Origin of the sequence: Acetobacter farinalis (assembly GCF_011516935.1) — a bacterium.
GTDB classification, from domain to species: domain Bacteria; phylum Pseudomonadota; class Alphaproteobacteria; order Acetobacterales; family Acetobacteraceae; genus Acetobacter; species Acetobacter farinalis.
This window is the reverse complement of record NZ_WOTF01000002.1, coordinates 191,820-205,446: the sequence shown is the minus strand read 5'-3', so window position 1 is coordinate 205,446 and position 13,627 is coordinate 191,820. Positions and strand designations below refer to the sequence as shown.

At 59.3% G+C, this 13,627-nt stretch carries 14 protein-coding genes, 1 tRNA gene and 1 pseudogene; 14 read left to right on the top strand and 2 right to left on the bottom strand.

Annotation, left to right across the window (positions count from 1 at the left end):
- Nucleotides 1-2 precede the first annotated feature (2 nt).
- From GOB82_RS04415 to GOB82_RS04395, 5 genes and pseudogenes are all read left to right on the top strand, one after another.
- On the top strand, nt 3-1,298 hold the full coding sequence (locus GOB82_RS04415) for a phage major capsid protein (RefSeq protein ID WP_166120188.1): 1,296 nt from the start codon (nt 3-5) through the stop codon (nt 1,296-1,298).
- Complete coding sequence (locus GOB82_RS04410; protein WP_166120186.1) at nt 1,295-1,831, top strand: HK97 family phage prohead protease; 537 nt, start codon at nt 1,295-1,297, stop codon at nt 1,829-1,831. The genes GOB82_RS04415 and GOB82_RS04410 overlap by 4 nt, the downstream gene beginning before the upstream one ends.
- Nucleotides 1,828-2,952 (top strand): phage portal protein, encoded by a 1,125-nt coding sequence (locus GOB82_RS04405; protein ID WP_166120183.1) that lies wholly within the window; start codon nt 1,828-1,830, stop codon nt 2,950-2,952. The genes GOB82_RS04410 and GOB82_RS04405 overlap by 4 nt, the downstream gene beginning before the upstream one ends.
- 5 nt (nt 2,953-2,957) lie before the next feature.
- Nucleotides 2,958-3,107: pseudogene (locus GOB82_RS13645) on the top strand (helix-turn-helix domain-containing protein); the annotation flags it as partial.
- A gap of 23 nt (nt 3,108-3,130) precedes the next feature.
- Nucleotides 3,131-4,261, top strand: a complete 1,131-nt coding sequence (locus GOB82_RS04395; protein ID WP_242007189.1) for a tyrosine-type recombinase/integrase — start codon at nt 3,131-3,133, stop codon at nt 4,259-4,261.
- A gap of 5 nt (nt 4,262-4,266) precedes the next feature.
- Here GOB82_RS04395 and GOB82_RS04390 read toward each other — a convergent pair.
- Nucleotides 4,267-4,341, bottom strand: a tRNA-Gly gene (locus tag GOB82_RS04390).
- Nucleotides 4,342-4,540: 199 nt separating this feature from the next.
- On the opposite strand from GOB82_RS04390, the gene GOB82_RS04385 reads away from it, so the two are divergent.
- The 9 genes from GOB82_RS04385 (at nt 4,541) to ubiM (ending at nt 12,884) form a co-directional block, all read left to right on the top strand.
- Complete coding sequence (locus GOB82_RS04385; protein WP_166120175.1) at nt 4,541-6,595, top strand: NAD(+) synthase; 2,055 nt, start codon at nt 4,541-4,543, stop codon at nt 6,593-6,595.
- A 92-nt stretch (nt 6,596-6,687) separates the two neighbouring features.
- Complete coding sequence (gene hisB, locus GOB82_RS04380) at nt 6,688-7,284, top strand: imidazoleglycerol-phosphate dehydratase HisB (RefSeq protein WP_166120171.1); 597 nt, start codon at nt 6,688-6,690, stop codon at nt 7,282-7,284.
- 89 nt (nt 7,285-7,373) lie between these two features.
- On the top strand, nt 7,374-8,042 hold the full coding sequence (gene hisH, locus GOB82_RS04375) for an imidazole glycerol phosphate synthase subunit HisH (protein ID WP_166120168.1): 669 nt from the start codon (nt 7,374-7,376) through the stop codon (nt 8,040-8,042).
- Nucleotides 8,029-9,375, top strand: a complete 1,347-nt coding sequence (gene hisA, locus GOB82_RS04370; RefSeq protein ID WP_166120165.1) for a 1-(5-phosphoribosyl)-5-[(5-phosphoribosylamino)methylideneamino]imidazole-4-carboxamide isomerase — start codon at nt 8,029-8,031, stop codon at nt 9,373-9,375. Before hisH ends, hisA begins: the two co-directional genes overlap by 14 nt.
- Nucleotides 9,375-10,163: an imidazole glycerol phosphate synthase subunit HisF gene (hisF, locus tag GOB82_RS04365; protein WP_166120162.1), complete on the top strand. Its 789-nt coding sequence runs from the start codon at nt 9,375-9,377 to the stop codon at nt 10,161-10,163. The genes hisA and hisF overlap by 1 nt, the downstream gene beginning before the upstream one ends.
- Nucleotides 10,160-10,660: a phosphoribosyl-ATP diphosphatase gene (locus GOB82_RS04360; protein WP_166120159.1), complete on the top strand. Its 501-nt coding sequence runs from the start codon at nt 10,160-10,162 to the stop codon at nt 10,658-10,660. The genes hisF and GOB82_RS04360 overlap by 4 nt, the downstream gene beginning before the upstream one ends.
- A 10-nt stretch (nt 10,661-10,670) precedes the next feature.
- Nucleotides 10,671-11,045 (top strand): histidine triad nucleotide-binding protein, encoded by a 375-nt coding sequence (locus GOB82_RS04355; RefSeq protein WP_166120157.1) that lies wholly within the window; start codon nt 10,671-10,673, stop codon nt 11,043-11,045.
- 41 nt (nt 11,046-11,086) lie between these two features.
- Nucleotides 11,087-11,677: a nitroreductase family protein gene (locus GOB82_RS04350; RefSeq protein ID WP_166120154.1), complete on the top strand. Its 591-nt coding sequence runs from the start codon at nt 11,087-11,089 to the stop codon at nt 11,675-11,677.
- Between the two features lie 4 nt (nt 11,678-11,681).
- Nucleotides 11,682-12,884 (top strand): 5-demethoxyubiquinol-8 5-hydroxylase UbiM, encoded by a 1,203-nt coding sequence (gene ubiM, locus GOB82_RS04345; protein ID WP_166120151.1) that lies wholly within the window; start codon nt 11,682-11,684, stop codon nt 12,882-12,884.
- A 218-nt stretch (nt 12,885-13,102) separates the two neighbouring features.
- Here ubiM and GOB82_RS04340 read toward each other — a convergent pair whose 3' ends face one another.
- Nucleotides 13,103-13,588 carry a DUF4186 domain-containing protein gene (locus GOB82_RS04340; protein ID WP_166120149.1) on the bottom strand — a complete coding sequence of 162 codons (486 nt, stop codon included), beginning with the start codon at nt 13,586-13,588 and terminating at the stop codon, nt 13,103-13,105.
- Nucleotides 13,589-13,627 lie beyond the last annotated feature (39 nt).

The window sequence follows — 13,627 nt, the reverse complement described above, 5'->3', positions numbered from 1 at the left end:
TCATGACACTACGAGAAATGCAGGCCCGCAAAACGGAAATCGCAACCGAAATGCGCGCCTTGAACACAGCACACCCGGATGGTGCGCTTCCGGCTGAGGCAGAAACACGGTGGACTGAACTGTCCACCGAACTGAACACGCTGGAAAACCGCATGGCACGTCAGGCACAGATTGACGATCTGGACCGCACAGCCCCAGCCAATCGCGTGGGCGGTGGCGCACCCGCACAACCGGAAATCCGCGTTGCAGGTTTTCCTGCACCGGCACAGATACCGGAGAGTTTTGACGGCCTGATGCTGCGCACTCAGGAAGGGCAGATGGTTCCGGTTCTGGAAGCCCGTCACTCTCTGGCTTCTTTCCTGCCTGCCAGTGAAAACCGTGCTCAGGAACTGGGACTTGGCGGCTTCCTGCGTGCGCTGTATCGCGGTCCGCAGACGGAACTTGAACGCCGCGTCATGTCCGAAAGCAGCATCGGTTCGGGTGGTGCGTTGGTGCCGGTTCCTGTTGCCGCAGGCATCCTTGATGAACTGCGCGCCGCCACCGTCTCTTTCCGTGCAGGGTGCCGCACGGTGCCCATGTCCAGCCAGTCCCTGACTTTTGGCCGTCTGACCAAAACGCCAGTTGGTGCATGGCGTGCCGAAAATGCCGCCATTGTCGAAGACGAAAGCACGTTTGACCAGGTGAAGATGACCGCCAAGTCATGGGCGCTTCGTTGCAAGATCAGCCGGGAACTGCTGGAAGACGGGCAGAACGTGGATAGCATCATCCGCGCCGCTTTTGCCGCTTCGGGTGCATTGGCGCTGGATCAGGCCGTTTTGTTCGGTGATGGCTCTGCGAACAGTCCGCTTGGCATCGTCAACACACCCGGCATCCAGAAAACCGCACTGGCCGGCAAGCTGACCAACTGGGACCCGGTTCTTGATGGCGTGCTTGATCTGGAAAACGCGAACGCGGGCAAGGTGACGGCCATGATCATGGCGCCGCGCACCAACCGGGCAATTCGCGGTTTCAAGGATTCCAACGGCAACCCGCTTTCCGCCCCGGCTGACGTCTCCTCCATTCCGCGCCTGACCACCACGTCAGTTCCTGTTGACCAGGGCACGGACAAGAACGCCAGCACCATCGTCATGGGCGATTTCAGCCAGGTCTATGTTGGTATGCGGACCAGCCTTCAGATCAGCGTCTTGAACGAACTGTACGCCGAAAACGGACAGATCGGCTTCGTGGCGTGGATGCGGGCTGACGTGCTTGTCGTGCGGCCTCAGACCCTGCTGACCCTGACAGGTATCACGGCATGACCGGCGCGACTGGCAGCGTGGAAAGGCGTTCGTGTGGCGTGGAATTCCGCGCCGCCGGTCGCAAACTTGAAGGCTATGCCGCTGTGTTTGGGGCATCTGCCCGCATCGGCAGCTTTTCCGAAACCATCCGCTCCGGCGCGTTTGCCAGCACGCTCACGGCAAACCCGGACATTCTCGCCCTGGTCGATCATGACCCAACCAGACTGTTGGCCCGCACGGCATCGGGCACACTCAAGCTGGCGGAAGATACACGCGGCCTTCATTTTGAACTGGCGATACCAGACACACAGCTTGGCCGCGATGTTCTTGCCCTTGCGGAACGCCGTGACCTTGGCGGTATGTCTTTCGGGTTCCGCGTCAAGGATGAGGCATGGCCCGCATCAGACCAGCGTGAACTGCGTGCGGTCGATCTGGTGGAAATCAGCGTGGTGCAGGCGTTTCCAGCCTATGCGGATACAACAATTTCCGCCCGGAGCCGCAGCACCATCATGACACCGGCGCAGCGCCGCCGCTTCTTGGAGACGATCAGATGAGTTTCCTTGACCGTCTCTTTGGCCGCCCTGAAAAACGGGCGGCTGTCTCCGCAGAACCCGTTCTGCCAGATCTATGGTTTCCGCGTGGTCCGGGTAATCCTGAAAATCTGGCGACCGTGCTGGCGTGTGTGAACGCCATTTCCAGCGGCATAGCGTCACTGGATGCCTACGTTTACAACACAGCGGGTAATACCAGAACGGAAGCGCCGAACCATCCTGTTTCGCGGCTGATCAGACAGCCCAACCGCACCCAGACATGGCCTGATCTGATGGAATGGGCGCTGGCAAGCGTCCTGCTGACCGGCAACGCCGTGATGGTGGTGGAGTATGACGGCGCAGGCCGTCCAACCGCCCTGACACCCATTCCGTGGCAGTGTGTCCAGGTGGACCGGCTGAAGTCTGGTCGCCTGCGTTACACCGTCATGGCGTGGCAGGGCGTCACCCGCACATTGCTGGATGATGAAGTATTCCATCTGTGCGACCGTTCCGATGATGGCCTTGTCGGCCGCAGTCGGCTCAGTCGTGCGCGGGATGTCTTCACGGGTGCCGCAGCCCTTCAGGATTACTCCCTGAACATGTGGCAGAATCAGGTGGTGCCGTCTGGTATCGTCTCAAGTGAGACCGGCGCACTCAGCAACGATCAGGCCAAGGACCTGAAGCAGCAGTTACAGGAACGGGCAGGTGGCACCAATAATGCTCGCCGCGTAATTGTCCTGCCCAACGGCCTGAAATGGCAGGCGGTAGGCATCAGCCCGGAAGATGCGGAAGCACTGGAAAGCCGCAAGTTCAGCGTGCAGGAGCTGTGCCGCATCTACGGCGTGCCACCGCCGATTGTGCAGGATTACAGCAACAACACCTTCACCAACGCGGCGCAGGCCAGCCTCTGGTTTGCCCAGAACACGTTGGTGCCGTGGGTGCGCAAGATCGAGGCCGAATTCAAGCGGTCCGTGTTCGGTGCGTCCAATCCGTATGAGCTGGTCATTGATATGAGCAGCCTCATGCGTGGCGACTACGCTACCCGGTGGCAGTCCTACGGTGTCGCCATACAGAACAAAATCCTGACCGTGAACGAAATTCGCGAACAGGAAGGATATAATCCCATGCAGGAGGATGCAGCGTGACCAGTATGGTGCCGCAATTACTCACGGACCGAGAACTGGCCCGCGAGTTGAGAGTGTCTGTTGATACCATCAGACGCCTACGACGAAGACGCCTGATAGGCTTTGTCATAGTCGGAGGCAGACCCCGCTTTACCGCCGAACATATAGCAGAATATTTGAGCGCACAGGAACGCAAACCATGCAGGCAGAACGATACGAAATCGGAGGATACTGGCTTAGCAAACGTGACAACAGCCCAGTATGGTGCCGCACCTGGTTCGATAAGGACGCTAGACAGACGCGCCGCGCATCACTTGGCACTGAAAGCCTTGAAGAGGCCAAGATCAGGCTTGCGGAATGGGTCACACTGAACGTCACATTACGCCAGGAAGAACCCCGTGATGTTCCTCTCGCAACAGTGTGCATGCGCTATTTTGAGAAGCATGGACGCGATATTGTTGGTTCAGGAACGCAGCGCAGAAATCTGGAACTTCTACTCGAACGCATTCCTGAGTTCAGCGTGGCGGAATTCACGTTGGAAAAGCAGCAACAGTTTGTGCGCGTGATGAAGGCTGATGGCTACCAGAGCGGAACGACAAAGCGCGTTCTGGGCGCAGCCAAGGCTGCTGTGAACTGGGCTTGGAAGAACGGGCTTATAAAATCCCCCATCCCTTTCCTGAGCGTCCAGGACGGACAGCCACGCGAAAGAGTCATGACAATCAGGGAAATGGCCAGCCTATGGGATGCAGCCGAAAGCGATCATCTCCGAGCCTTCCTTGCTTTACTGATCGGAACCGCATCACGGCCTGAAGCCCTGCTGGAACTGACCCGGCCGCAGTGCGACCTCAACCGCAAGCTGATTGACCTCAATCCACCTGGTCGCCAGCAGACCAAAAAGCGGCGGCCTGTTGTAGCCATGCCTGAATTTCTCAGGCCGTTGATACAGTCCATTCCAGCCGGCCATATCGTCACCTACAGAGGCGAACCGCTACAGAAGATCAACGCATGCTGGCGTAACGCCCGGAAAGCTGCACGGCTGAGTGACGACATTGTGCCAACAACCATTCGGCATACCATCGCTACCGAACTGCGTAGCCGTGGTGTAGCAGAACTGGAAATCGCAGGCCTTTTGGGCCATGTGATGCCCAACATCAGAACAACAGGGAGATATGCGAAATATGCACCGGATTATCTAAGTCAGGCCCGTCAGGCCATTGACGATATCGCATGCGAAATCGACCGGGCGGCAACCCGTTCGATCCGCGAAAACTTAATTGTGCGTGCTATTTGCGTTCCAGTCCAAGATGAGCGGTTGGTGAAAAACCGCTAAAACCTTGGAGCGGGCGATGGGATTCGAACCCACGACCCCAACCTTGGCAAGGTTGTGCTCTACCCCTGAGCTACGCCCGCATTGGATGGCCTCCTTCTAAGGGGGTTCGCAAAAACGCGCAAGAGGGTTTTTTGTATTTTTTTCGTTTATTTTGAATGGCCTCCCACCCCCGCTCCGCAGCCGGGCAGAGGGCCACACAAAGCCCTGAGTTGGCGCAGGTCAACTTCTCTGCAATCATGCCGCCTTCAGTCTTTCCCATCGGAACAAGGATGGAACGCGTTGTCGGCTTCCGCATTTCACGCGCTGTATCATCAGGGGTTTGCCCGTGTTGCCGCCTGCACCGTGCCCGTGGCTCTGGCAGACCCGGCCACCAATGCACAGCGCACGCTGGAAGCCGCCCGGACCTGCGGGCAGGACGGAGCTGTGCTCTGCGTGTTTCCCGAACTGGGGCTTTCCGGTTACGCGATTGATGACCTCCGCCAGCAGGAAGCCCTGCTGGAGGGCGTTGAGCACAGCATTGCAGAACTGGTAGCGGCCTCCACCGAATTGCTGCCTGTTCTGGTGGTGGGCGCCCCCCTGCGGCATGACAACGCTCTTTATAACTGCGCTCTGGTGATCCATCGCGGCGCGATCCTGGGCATTGTCCCCAAAAGCTTCCTGCCCAATTACCGTGAATTCTATGAAGCCCGGCACTTCACCCCCGGTGTTGGCATACAGGGCCAGACCCTGCGGCTGAACGGGGCGGATATCCCGTTCGGAACAGATCTGCTGTTTGAGGCTGTTGATCTCCCGGGGTTCTGCCTCGGCCTTGAAATCTGTGAAGATCTGTGGGTGCCGGTGCCCCCGAGCACACTGGCCGCTCTGGCAGGTGCGACCGTTCTGGCCAATCTCTCCGCAAGTGACATCACGGTCGGAAAAGCGGAAACCCGTTCCCTGCTCTGCCGGGCGCAGTCTGCCCGCTGTGTGGCTGCGTACCTTTATGCCGCCGCCGGAGAAGGCGAATCGACCAATGATGTGGCATGGGACGGGCAGATCTCCATTTTTGAAAATGGAGAACTTCTGGCCCAGAGCGAGCGCTTTCCCTCCGGCGCGCAGCATGTTCTGGCGGATATTGACCTGACCCTGCTCCGGCAGGAGCGCCTGCGCATGGGCACATTCGCCGCCACGGCCAAAGCCATGCAGGCACAGGCCCCGGCATGGCGCCGCATCCGCTGCACACTCAGCCCGCCCATGGAAAATCTGGGCCTGCGCCGCCCGCTCTCCCGCTTTCCCTTTGTGCCGAGTGCCCCGGAGCGGCTGGCGCAGGACTGCTTTGAAGCCTTTACCATTCAGGTTTCCGCGCTCAAGCAGCGGCTCCGCGCCAGTGGCGCCCTGCGCATGGTGCTGGGCATTTCCGGGGGACTGGATTCCACACAGGCCCTGCTGGTGGCTGTGCGCGCCGCGGATGAACTGGGCTGGCCCCGCAGCGCCGTGCTGGGCTACACCATGCCCGGCTTTGGCACGACGGAAAAAACCCTGGCCAGCGCACAGGCCCTGATGGCCGCCCTTGGCACGGGGAATGAGGTTCTGGATATTCGCCCTGCCGCCACCCTCATGCTGCGCGAGATCAAACACCCGTCCGCACAGGGTGAGCCGGTGCATGACATCACATACGAAAACGTTCAGGCCGGCCTGCGGACAGACTTCCTGTTCCGTCTGGCCAACCAGCATCAGGGGCTGGTGATCGGCACGGGAGATCTGTCTGAACTAGCTCTGGGCTGGTGCACCTACGGTGTGGGAGACCAGATGGCACATTACAATGTGAATGCCGGTCTGCCCAAAACACTGATCCAGCACATGATCCGCTGGGCCATTGCCTCCGGCCATTTCTCGCCGGATGTCACCCCCCTGCTCTCAACCATTCTGGCAACGGAAATTTCGCCGGAACTGGTGCCGCCGGGGGAACACGGGCCGCAGAGCACGGAAGAAATCATCGGCCCGTATGCCTTGCATGATTTCACACTCTTTTATGTGCTGCGCTACGGCTTCACGCCCTCACGCATCGCGTTCATGGCGGAACATGCCTGGCGCGATGCCAAGGCCGGAAGCTGGCCCCCCGGCTTTCTGGAGCAGGACCGCAAGGCGTACGATCTGGCCACCATCCGCCACTGGCTGCAGATATTCGTGCGGCGCTTTTTCGGCACAAGCCAGTTCAAGCGGTCCGCCATGCCCAATGGCCCGAAAGTGATGGCTGGCGGCAGCCTTTCTCCGCGCGGGGACTGGCGCGCCCCCTCTGACGGAAGCGCCACCCTGTGGCTGAAAGAGCTGGAAGCCAATGTTCCTCCCGGCAAATAATCCGCACAGCCCCCGATGCCTGCCCGCCCGATACCTGCCCGATACCTGCCCGATGGTATCCGGGCGCGTCTTCCTTTATAAAGCGTCTCATCATGAGCACAGCACGCCAAGCCACCCTTCATCGCGTTACCAGCGAAACCGATATTGCCGTCACTCTTGATCTGGATGGATCAGGACAGGCCAACATTGATACGGGCATCGGTTTTTTTGACCATATGCTGACAGCACTGGCCAAACACGGCCTGCTGGACCTGACCATTATCGTCAAAGGTGACCTGCATATTGATGGCCACCATTCGGTGGAAGATACCGGCATCGCACTGGGGCAGGCCCTGCGGCAGGCGCTGGGAGACAAGCGCGGCGTCCGCCGTTTCGGCCATGCGCTGGTTCCGCTGGATGAAGCCCTGTGTGAAGCCGTGGTGGACCTTTCAGGCCGCCCCTTTCTGGCATGGGATGCCCGCTTCGACCGGGACCGCATTGGCGAGCTGGATACGGAACTGGTGGAAGAGTTTTTCCGCGCCTTCGCCATGTCAGGCATGCTCACCCTGCATCTGACACAAAAAGCAGGTAAAAACTGCCATCATATTGCCGAAGCGGCGTTCAAGGCTCTGGCCCGCGCCCTCCGTATGGCCGTTGAGCCAGACCCACGGGCGCAGGGCAGCATTCCCTCCACCAAGGGTGTGCTATAAGTCTTCGGCTCAGCATTCTTCCCTGAACCTCATTCTGCTCAGGAGCCGCGAAAACCGGTTCCTGATACGAACCAGAAGTGCGAGGTCCCATGACCAAGTCTCTCTCCATCGCCGTTATTGATTACGAAGGCGGCAATCTGGCCTCAGCCGCACGCGCCGCGGCACGCGCCGCGGAACTTTCCGGCATTCCGGCGCATGTCACGATTACAAACCGCCCGGACGCTGTCAGGGCGGCAGACCGGATTATCCTGCCCGGGCAAGGCGCCTTTGCAGACTGCGCTCGCGGCCTGAGCGCCACCCCCGGCCTGAAAGACGCCCTTCTGGACGCAACCCGCGCAGGCACACCGTTTCTGGGCATCTGTGTGGGTATGCAGCTCATGGCCGAACGCGGGCTTGAGCATGGCACCACGGAAGGGCTCGGCTGGATTTCCGGCGAGATTGCCCCCATGGAGGCCCCGGGCCTGCGCATGCCGCAAATGGGCTGGAACGAGCTGAATTTCACCCGCCCCCACCCGCTCACGGAAGGGCTGGGCACCGCCCCGCACGGGTATTTCGTGCATTCCTACGCGCTGCGGAACACCAGGCCGGAAACACTGCTGGCCACAACAGACTACGGCGGGCCTGTTCCTGCCATGGTCTGCAACGGCAATGTGGCCGGCACGCAGTTTCACGTTGAGAAAAGCCAGACCGTTGGCCTGCGCATTCTCGCAAACTTTCTTGCCTGGACACCGGAAACGCCCTGCCATGTCCACGCCTAAAAGCAAAGCCGTCCAGCGCATTCTCTCCCTGACGGAGGATGATCTTCAGGCCCTGTGTGAGGCTGCGGATGCCGCCATTCTGGGTGGCGGCGGGTTTGGCTGGATTCAGCCGCAGGGGCGGCAGGTTCTTGAGCGCTACTTCAAGGGCCTGCTTCTGGTGCCCGAACGCATGCTGTTCGCGGTGCGCCTGAAGGGCGAAATCGTGGGCTGTGCGCAGCTTGTGCGCGCCCCGCGCAATAATGAATGTCAGGCCATGTGCGTGACCCTGATGCACCTGTTCGTGGCACCCTATGCCCGCAATCAGGGCTTGGGCACAGCCCTGCTGCATGAAGTGGAAAACGCGGCCCGCAGTATGGGTTTCCGTGTGATGAACATGGATGTGGCAGAAACGCAGACACCCGCAATTTCCCTGTTTCAGAAAGCCGGGTTCCAGCACTGGGGCACACACCCGCACTTTGCGCGAATGGGTGACCAGACCGTAGGCGGGCTGTTCTTCACCAAACTTCTTGATACCGTGCGCTCCGCCCCTCCTCTGGAGCCTTCCTCCTCCCCTCAGGTTGAAACACCGGACATGCCAGCATCTTCCCCCTCCTCCTCCCGCCCGCTCACACTCTATCCGGCCATTGACCTGAAGGACGGAGCCTGTGTCCGCCTGCGCCGGGGGGAAATGGATGACGCAACCATTTATTCAGATGATCCCGCGGCACAGGCCCGCGCCTGGTGTGAGGCCGGGTTCAAATGGCTGCACGCGGTGGATCTGAACGGTGCATTTGCAGGCCAGTCCGCCAATGTGCCCGCTGTGCAGGCCATTCTGAAAGCCACCACCGTCCCCATGCAGCTTGGGGGCGGCCTGCGGGATATGAAAGCCATTTCCTTCTGGCTGGAAGCAGGCGTCACGCGGGTTATCCTCGGCTCTGTCGCGGTCAAGAACCCTGCTCTGGTCAAGGAAGCCTGCCGGGCCTTCCCGGGCCGGATTGTGGCCGGGATTGACGCCCGCTCCGGCCATGTGGCCACAGAAGGCTGGGCCGAAGTGTCTGACATGCAGGCCACGGAACTGGCCCTGCGGATGCAGGAAGCCGGAGTGGCCGCCATTATCTTCACGGAAATCAGCCGTGATGGCATGCTGGACGGGCTGGATATCGAGCAGACCGTCACCCTTGCCAACACGGTTTCCATCCCCGTGATTGCCAGTGGCGGGGTTGGCAATCTGGAGCATCTTGCCGCCCTGCGGAAAGCAGCGGACGACACACCGGGGATTGAAGGCGTTATTGTCGGCCGCGCCCTGTATGATGGCCGCGTCTCCCCTGCCGAGGCGCTGAAGGTGCTTGCCTGATGCTTAAGCTTCGCGTCATCCCCTGTCTGGATGTCAAGAATGGTCGCGTTGTAAAGGGCGTGAACTTTGTTGAACTGCGCGATGCCGGAGATCCGGTGGAACAGGCGGCCCTGTATGATGCCGCCGGGGCGGATGAGCTGACATTTCTGGACATCACCGCAAGCCATGAAAACCGTGACACCATTCTGGATGTTGTCAGCCGCACGGCGGAGCGGATTTTCCTGCCGCTGACGGTGGGGGGCGGGGTCCGCACAACGGATGACATGCGCCGCCTGCTGCTGGCGGGTGCGGATAAATGCGCCATGAATTCCGCTGCCGTTTCCCGCCCGGAGCTGATTAACGAAGCGGCCCGGAAATTCGGGAGCCAGTGCGTGGTTGTAGGGGTGGATGCCCGCCAGAGCTCCACGGGCAAATGGGAAGTCTATACCCACGGCGGCCGCACCCCGACCGGGCGGGACGTGATTGACTGGTGCCAGGAAGTCGCGGAGCGTGGGGCAGGAGAAATCCTGCTGACCTCCATGGACCGTGACGGCACACGCTCGGGCTTTGATCTGTCTTTGCTGAAAGCCGCGACACAGGCGGTCAGGCTCCCGATTGTCGCCTCTGGCGGCGTGGGAGAACTGAAACACTTTGTGGAAGGTGCTGAAGCTGGAGCCACAGGACTTCTGGCGGCCAGCGTTTTCCATTTCGGCCAGTTTACTGTCTCTCAGGTCAAATCCGCGCTGGCCGAAGCCGGTTTGCCCGTACGCCCCACCCCTTCACCTTTTCAGGCAAAGTCACGCACATGACCAAGAAAGCCAGCGCAAAACCCACACCCAAGACCCCCGCCAAGGCAGCCGCGAAGGCCGCACCTAAAAGCCGTGCAAAAAAAGAGGCTGTTGCGAAAAAGGCCATCACAAAAAAAGCCGTGAAATCCAGAGAGCTTCCGATTGATGCCCTCTCCCACTCTGCGGATGAGACGGTTCTGGACCGGCTGTATGACGTTGTTCTGAGCCGCAAAGGCACAGACCCCAGCCTGAGCCATTCCTCCCGCCTTCTCTCTCGTGGCACGTATAAAATTGCCCAGAAATTCGGGGAAGAAGCAGTAGAGTGCGTGATTGAAGCCGTTGCCGGCCGCAAAGACCTTCTGGTGGGGGAAAGCGCTGATGTGCTATATCACCTTATCGTCCTGTGGGTGGATGCTGGTGTAACGCCGGATGAAATATGGGCCGAACTGCGCCGCCGTGAAGGCACCAGTGGCATTGCCGAAAAAGCATCCCGCCCCAAGGAAACGCTTCCGAAATAAGGACTACATCATGGCTGTCAAAGGAACAGGGGCTTACAACCCGGAAAACATTTTCGCAAAAATCCTGCGTGGAGATATTCCCTGCAAAAAGGTTTTCGAAAATGAATGGGTTCTCGCCTTTCAGGACATCGCCCCCAAAGCGGCCGTGCATGTCCTTGTGATCCCTAAAAATCCTTATGTCTCCTTTATTGATTTCACAAAAACAGCTTCAGAGGCAGAGATTGCCGGTGTCATGAAGGCCGCGAGCCTGATTGCCTCGGACCTGGGGCTGGAGGAAAGCGGTTACCGCGTGATCACCAATGCTGGTGAAAACAGCGGGCAGGAAGTGCCGCATTTCCATCTGCATCTTCTTGGTGGCCAGCCCTTGCCGCCCTTCCCTGTCTGAACAGCATGAATGTTTTCGCTTCCTGAAACAGGACTTTGATCATGACGCCCATGGACATGCTTCTGACTCGCGCCTCTACAGACCTTCTGGCGGAGCCTGCGCCGTCTGAGGCGCAGCTTTCTGAAATTCTGGCCGCGGCCATGCGCGCACCAGACCATGGGAAACTTCGCCCCTGGCGCTATGTGGTTTTCCGGGGTGAAGCCCGCCCCGCCCTTGCCGAGCGGGTTATTGCCAGCATGCTGCGGCTGGATGCGAACGCACCGGAATTCAAGATTGAAAAACGCCGGAAACGCTTTTCCACCATGCCTCTTGTTCTGGGGTTGGGCATGCACCTGCTCCCGAACCACAAAATCCCTCTTTGGGAACAGGAAATAGCTGTGGGCGCAGCGGCCATGAACGTGTTGAATGCCCTGCATGCAACAGGCTTTGGGGGAATATGGGTCTCCGGGGATATCACGGAAGACCCGGTTCTGGCTGAGGAAATTGGCTTCCCCGCGCCACACAGGCTGGCGGGCTTCCTGTTTATTGGCACACCGGAAGGTGACCTTCCCGCCCCCAAGCGCCCCGACCCGGCCGATTTTACCGCCTCATGGACCGGCAAGCCCGTGACCTTCGCCGCAGACAGGAGCTAAGCACATGACCGCACCCATACAGACAGATGTTGCTCTTATCGGGGGCGGGCCTGTTGGTCTGGCCACAGCGCTTTCTCTGGAAAAAGCGGGGCTGTCTGTTACGGTGCTGGAGCGCGCTCCGCGTGCGGTCTGGGCAGAACCCGGTTTTGACGGGCGGGAAATTGCCCTGACCCACCATGCGGTGCACACACTGCAACAGAATGGTGCGTGGGACTATATTCCGGAAACCGCGATCTGCCCGCTTCGGGAAGCTCGTGTTGAAACCGGGAAATTTCCGCATCCGCTCCGGTTTGATACAAACGGGCGCGGTGTGGATGCTCTGGGCTGGCTGGTTTCCAACAATCATATCCGGCGCGCCCTGTTTGCCAAGGCCGCAGAGCGACCACGCATCACGCTTCTGGACTCGGCCGCCGTCGAAACCGTCCGGCAGAATCCGGATCGGGCGGTTGTGCACCACACACATGGCCAGCTTGAGGCCCAGCTTGTGGTGGGGGCAGATGGACGCTTTTCCCCCACACGGCGCCGGGCCGGGATTGGCGCGATTATTCACGATTTCAAACGCACCATGCTGGTCTGCCGCATGGCGCATGACTCCCCGCACCATAACGTTGCAACCCAGTGGTTTGATGAAGGCCAGACAGTCGCTCTCCTGCCTGTAAACGGGATGGCCTCTTCTCTGGTGCTGACCCTCCCCCCCGAAGACATCCAGCGCCTGCTGGACCTGCCGCAGGATGCCTTCAATCAGGAGATCATGCAGCGCATTGGCAACCGGCTGGGGCAGATGCGCCTTGTCAGCACCCGTCATGCCTATCCGCTGAAGGGTGTGTATGCCCACCGCTTTACCGCGCGGCGTCTGGCGCTGGTGGGAGATGCCGCCGTAGGGATGCACCCCATTACCGCCCACGGCTTCAACCTCGGTCTGCGTGGGCAGGAAACGCTGGCAACAGAAGTTGCCAAGGCCTTTTCAGAAAAAGGCGATGCGGGGGAGACTTCCGCTCTGCGCCGGTTTGAACGGCAGCACCGGATGATCACTGCTCCCCTGTTTGCGGGCACCAACGGGATTGCAACGCTTTACACACATGACGGCGCTCCATTCCGCTATCTGCGCGAGGCCGGGCTGCGCGTTGCCGATGCCTTCACGCCCTTCAAAACTGCCGTGACGGCCCTCCTTATGGATCGGCCTATTACACCCCCGAGAACCTCTTGATATCCGGGAACAGCCGTACCGATTACGTCAGGACGTCCTGATGTCTGCGAACCAGTAGTTTTTGATACTCTTCAGATTGACAGCGTTTTTTTGAGGATCAGGCCCTGAAATTCTGGCCTGATCCCTCTTCTGGCACGGCACGCCGCATGCACATCAGGCCAGAATTTTTAAAAGATCCCTCGGAATCAAGCTCGTTTTTCAATTCCGATGCCTGAATACTATGCCTTTTTGACATCTTTCTTTTTGATATCTTCCTTTTCGCTACTAGGTTCAAAACCAGCGTTACACTCACCTGTTTCCGAAAAAGACATCTCTTTCTCCAGCCATCCGGCAAGAACAGAGAGAACATAAGTCTGCTGTGCGGACGTCAGACTCTGGCCTTTTGGAAAATGATGCCATTTTTCAAGGCAGGAACGGCAGCATGTTGCCGTTGCATGTTGCGCGACAAACACCGGATGCCCTTTCCACGGTGTTTGCCTGCCATCCCGAACAGGCTGAGCCGGGGCAAGACGTTTTGCAATAAAGTCTGCGCCGTGCTCAAGAATGACGGGAAGCCCTTTTTCCTGAAGATACTGACGATCCGAGGAATTCAGGTGAAATTTTCTACGAAATTTTGAATGCGAAAGCCTCTCCCACACGTCTGATGGGACAAAACTCAGATCCTTCTTGTCATCCTGTTTGAAAAGATCACCCTGAGAAACCATGCTCTCCTCACGTATGTCTTCAATCCTCAGACATTTTTA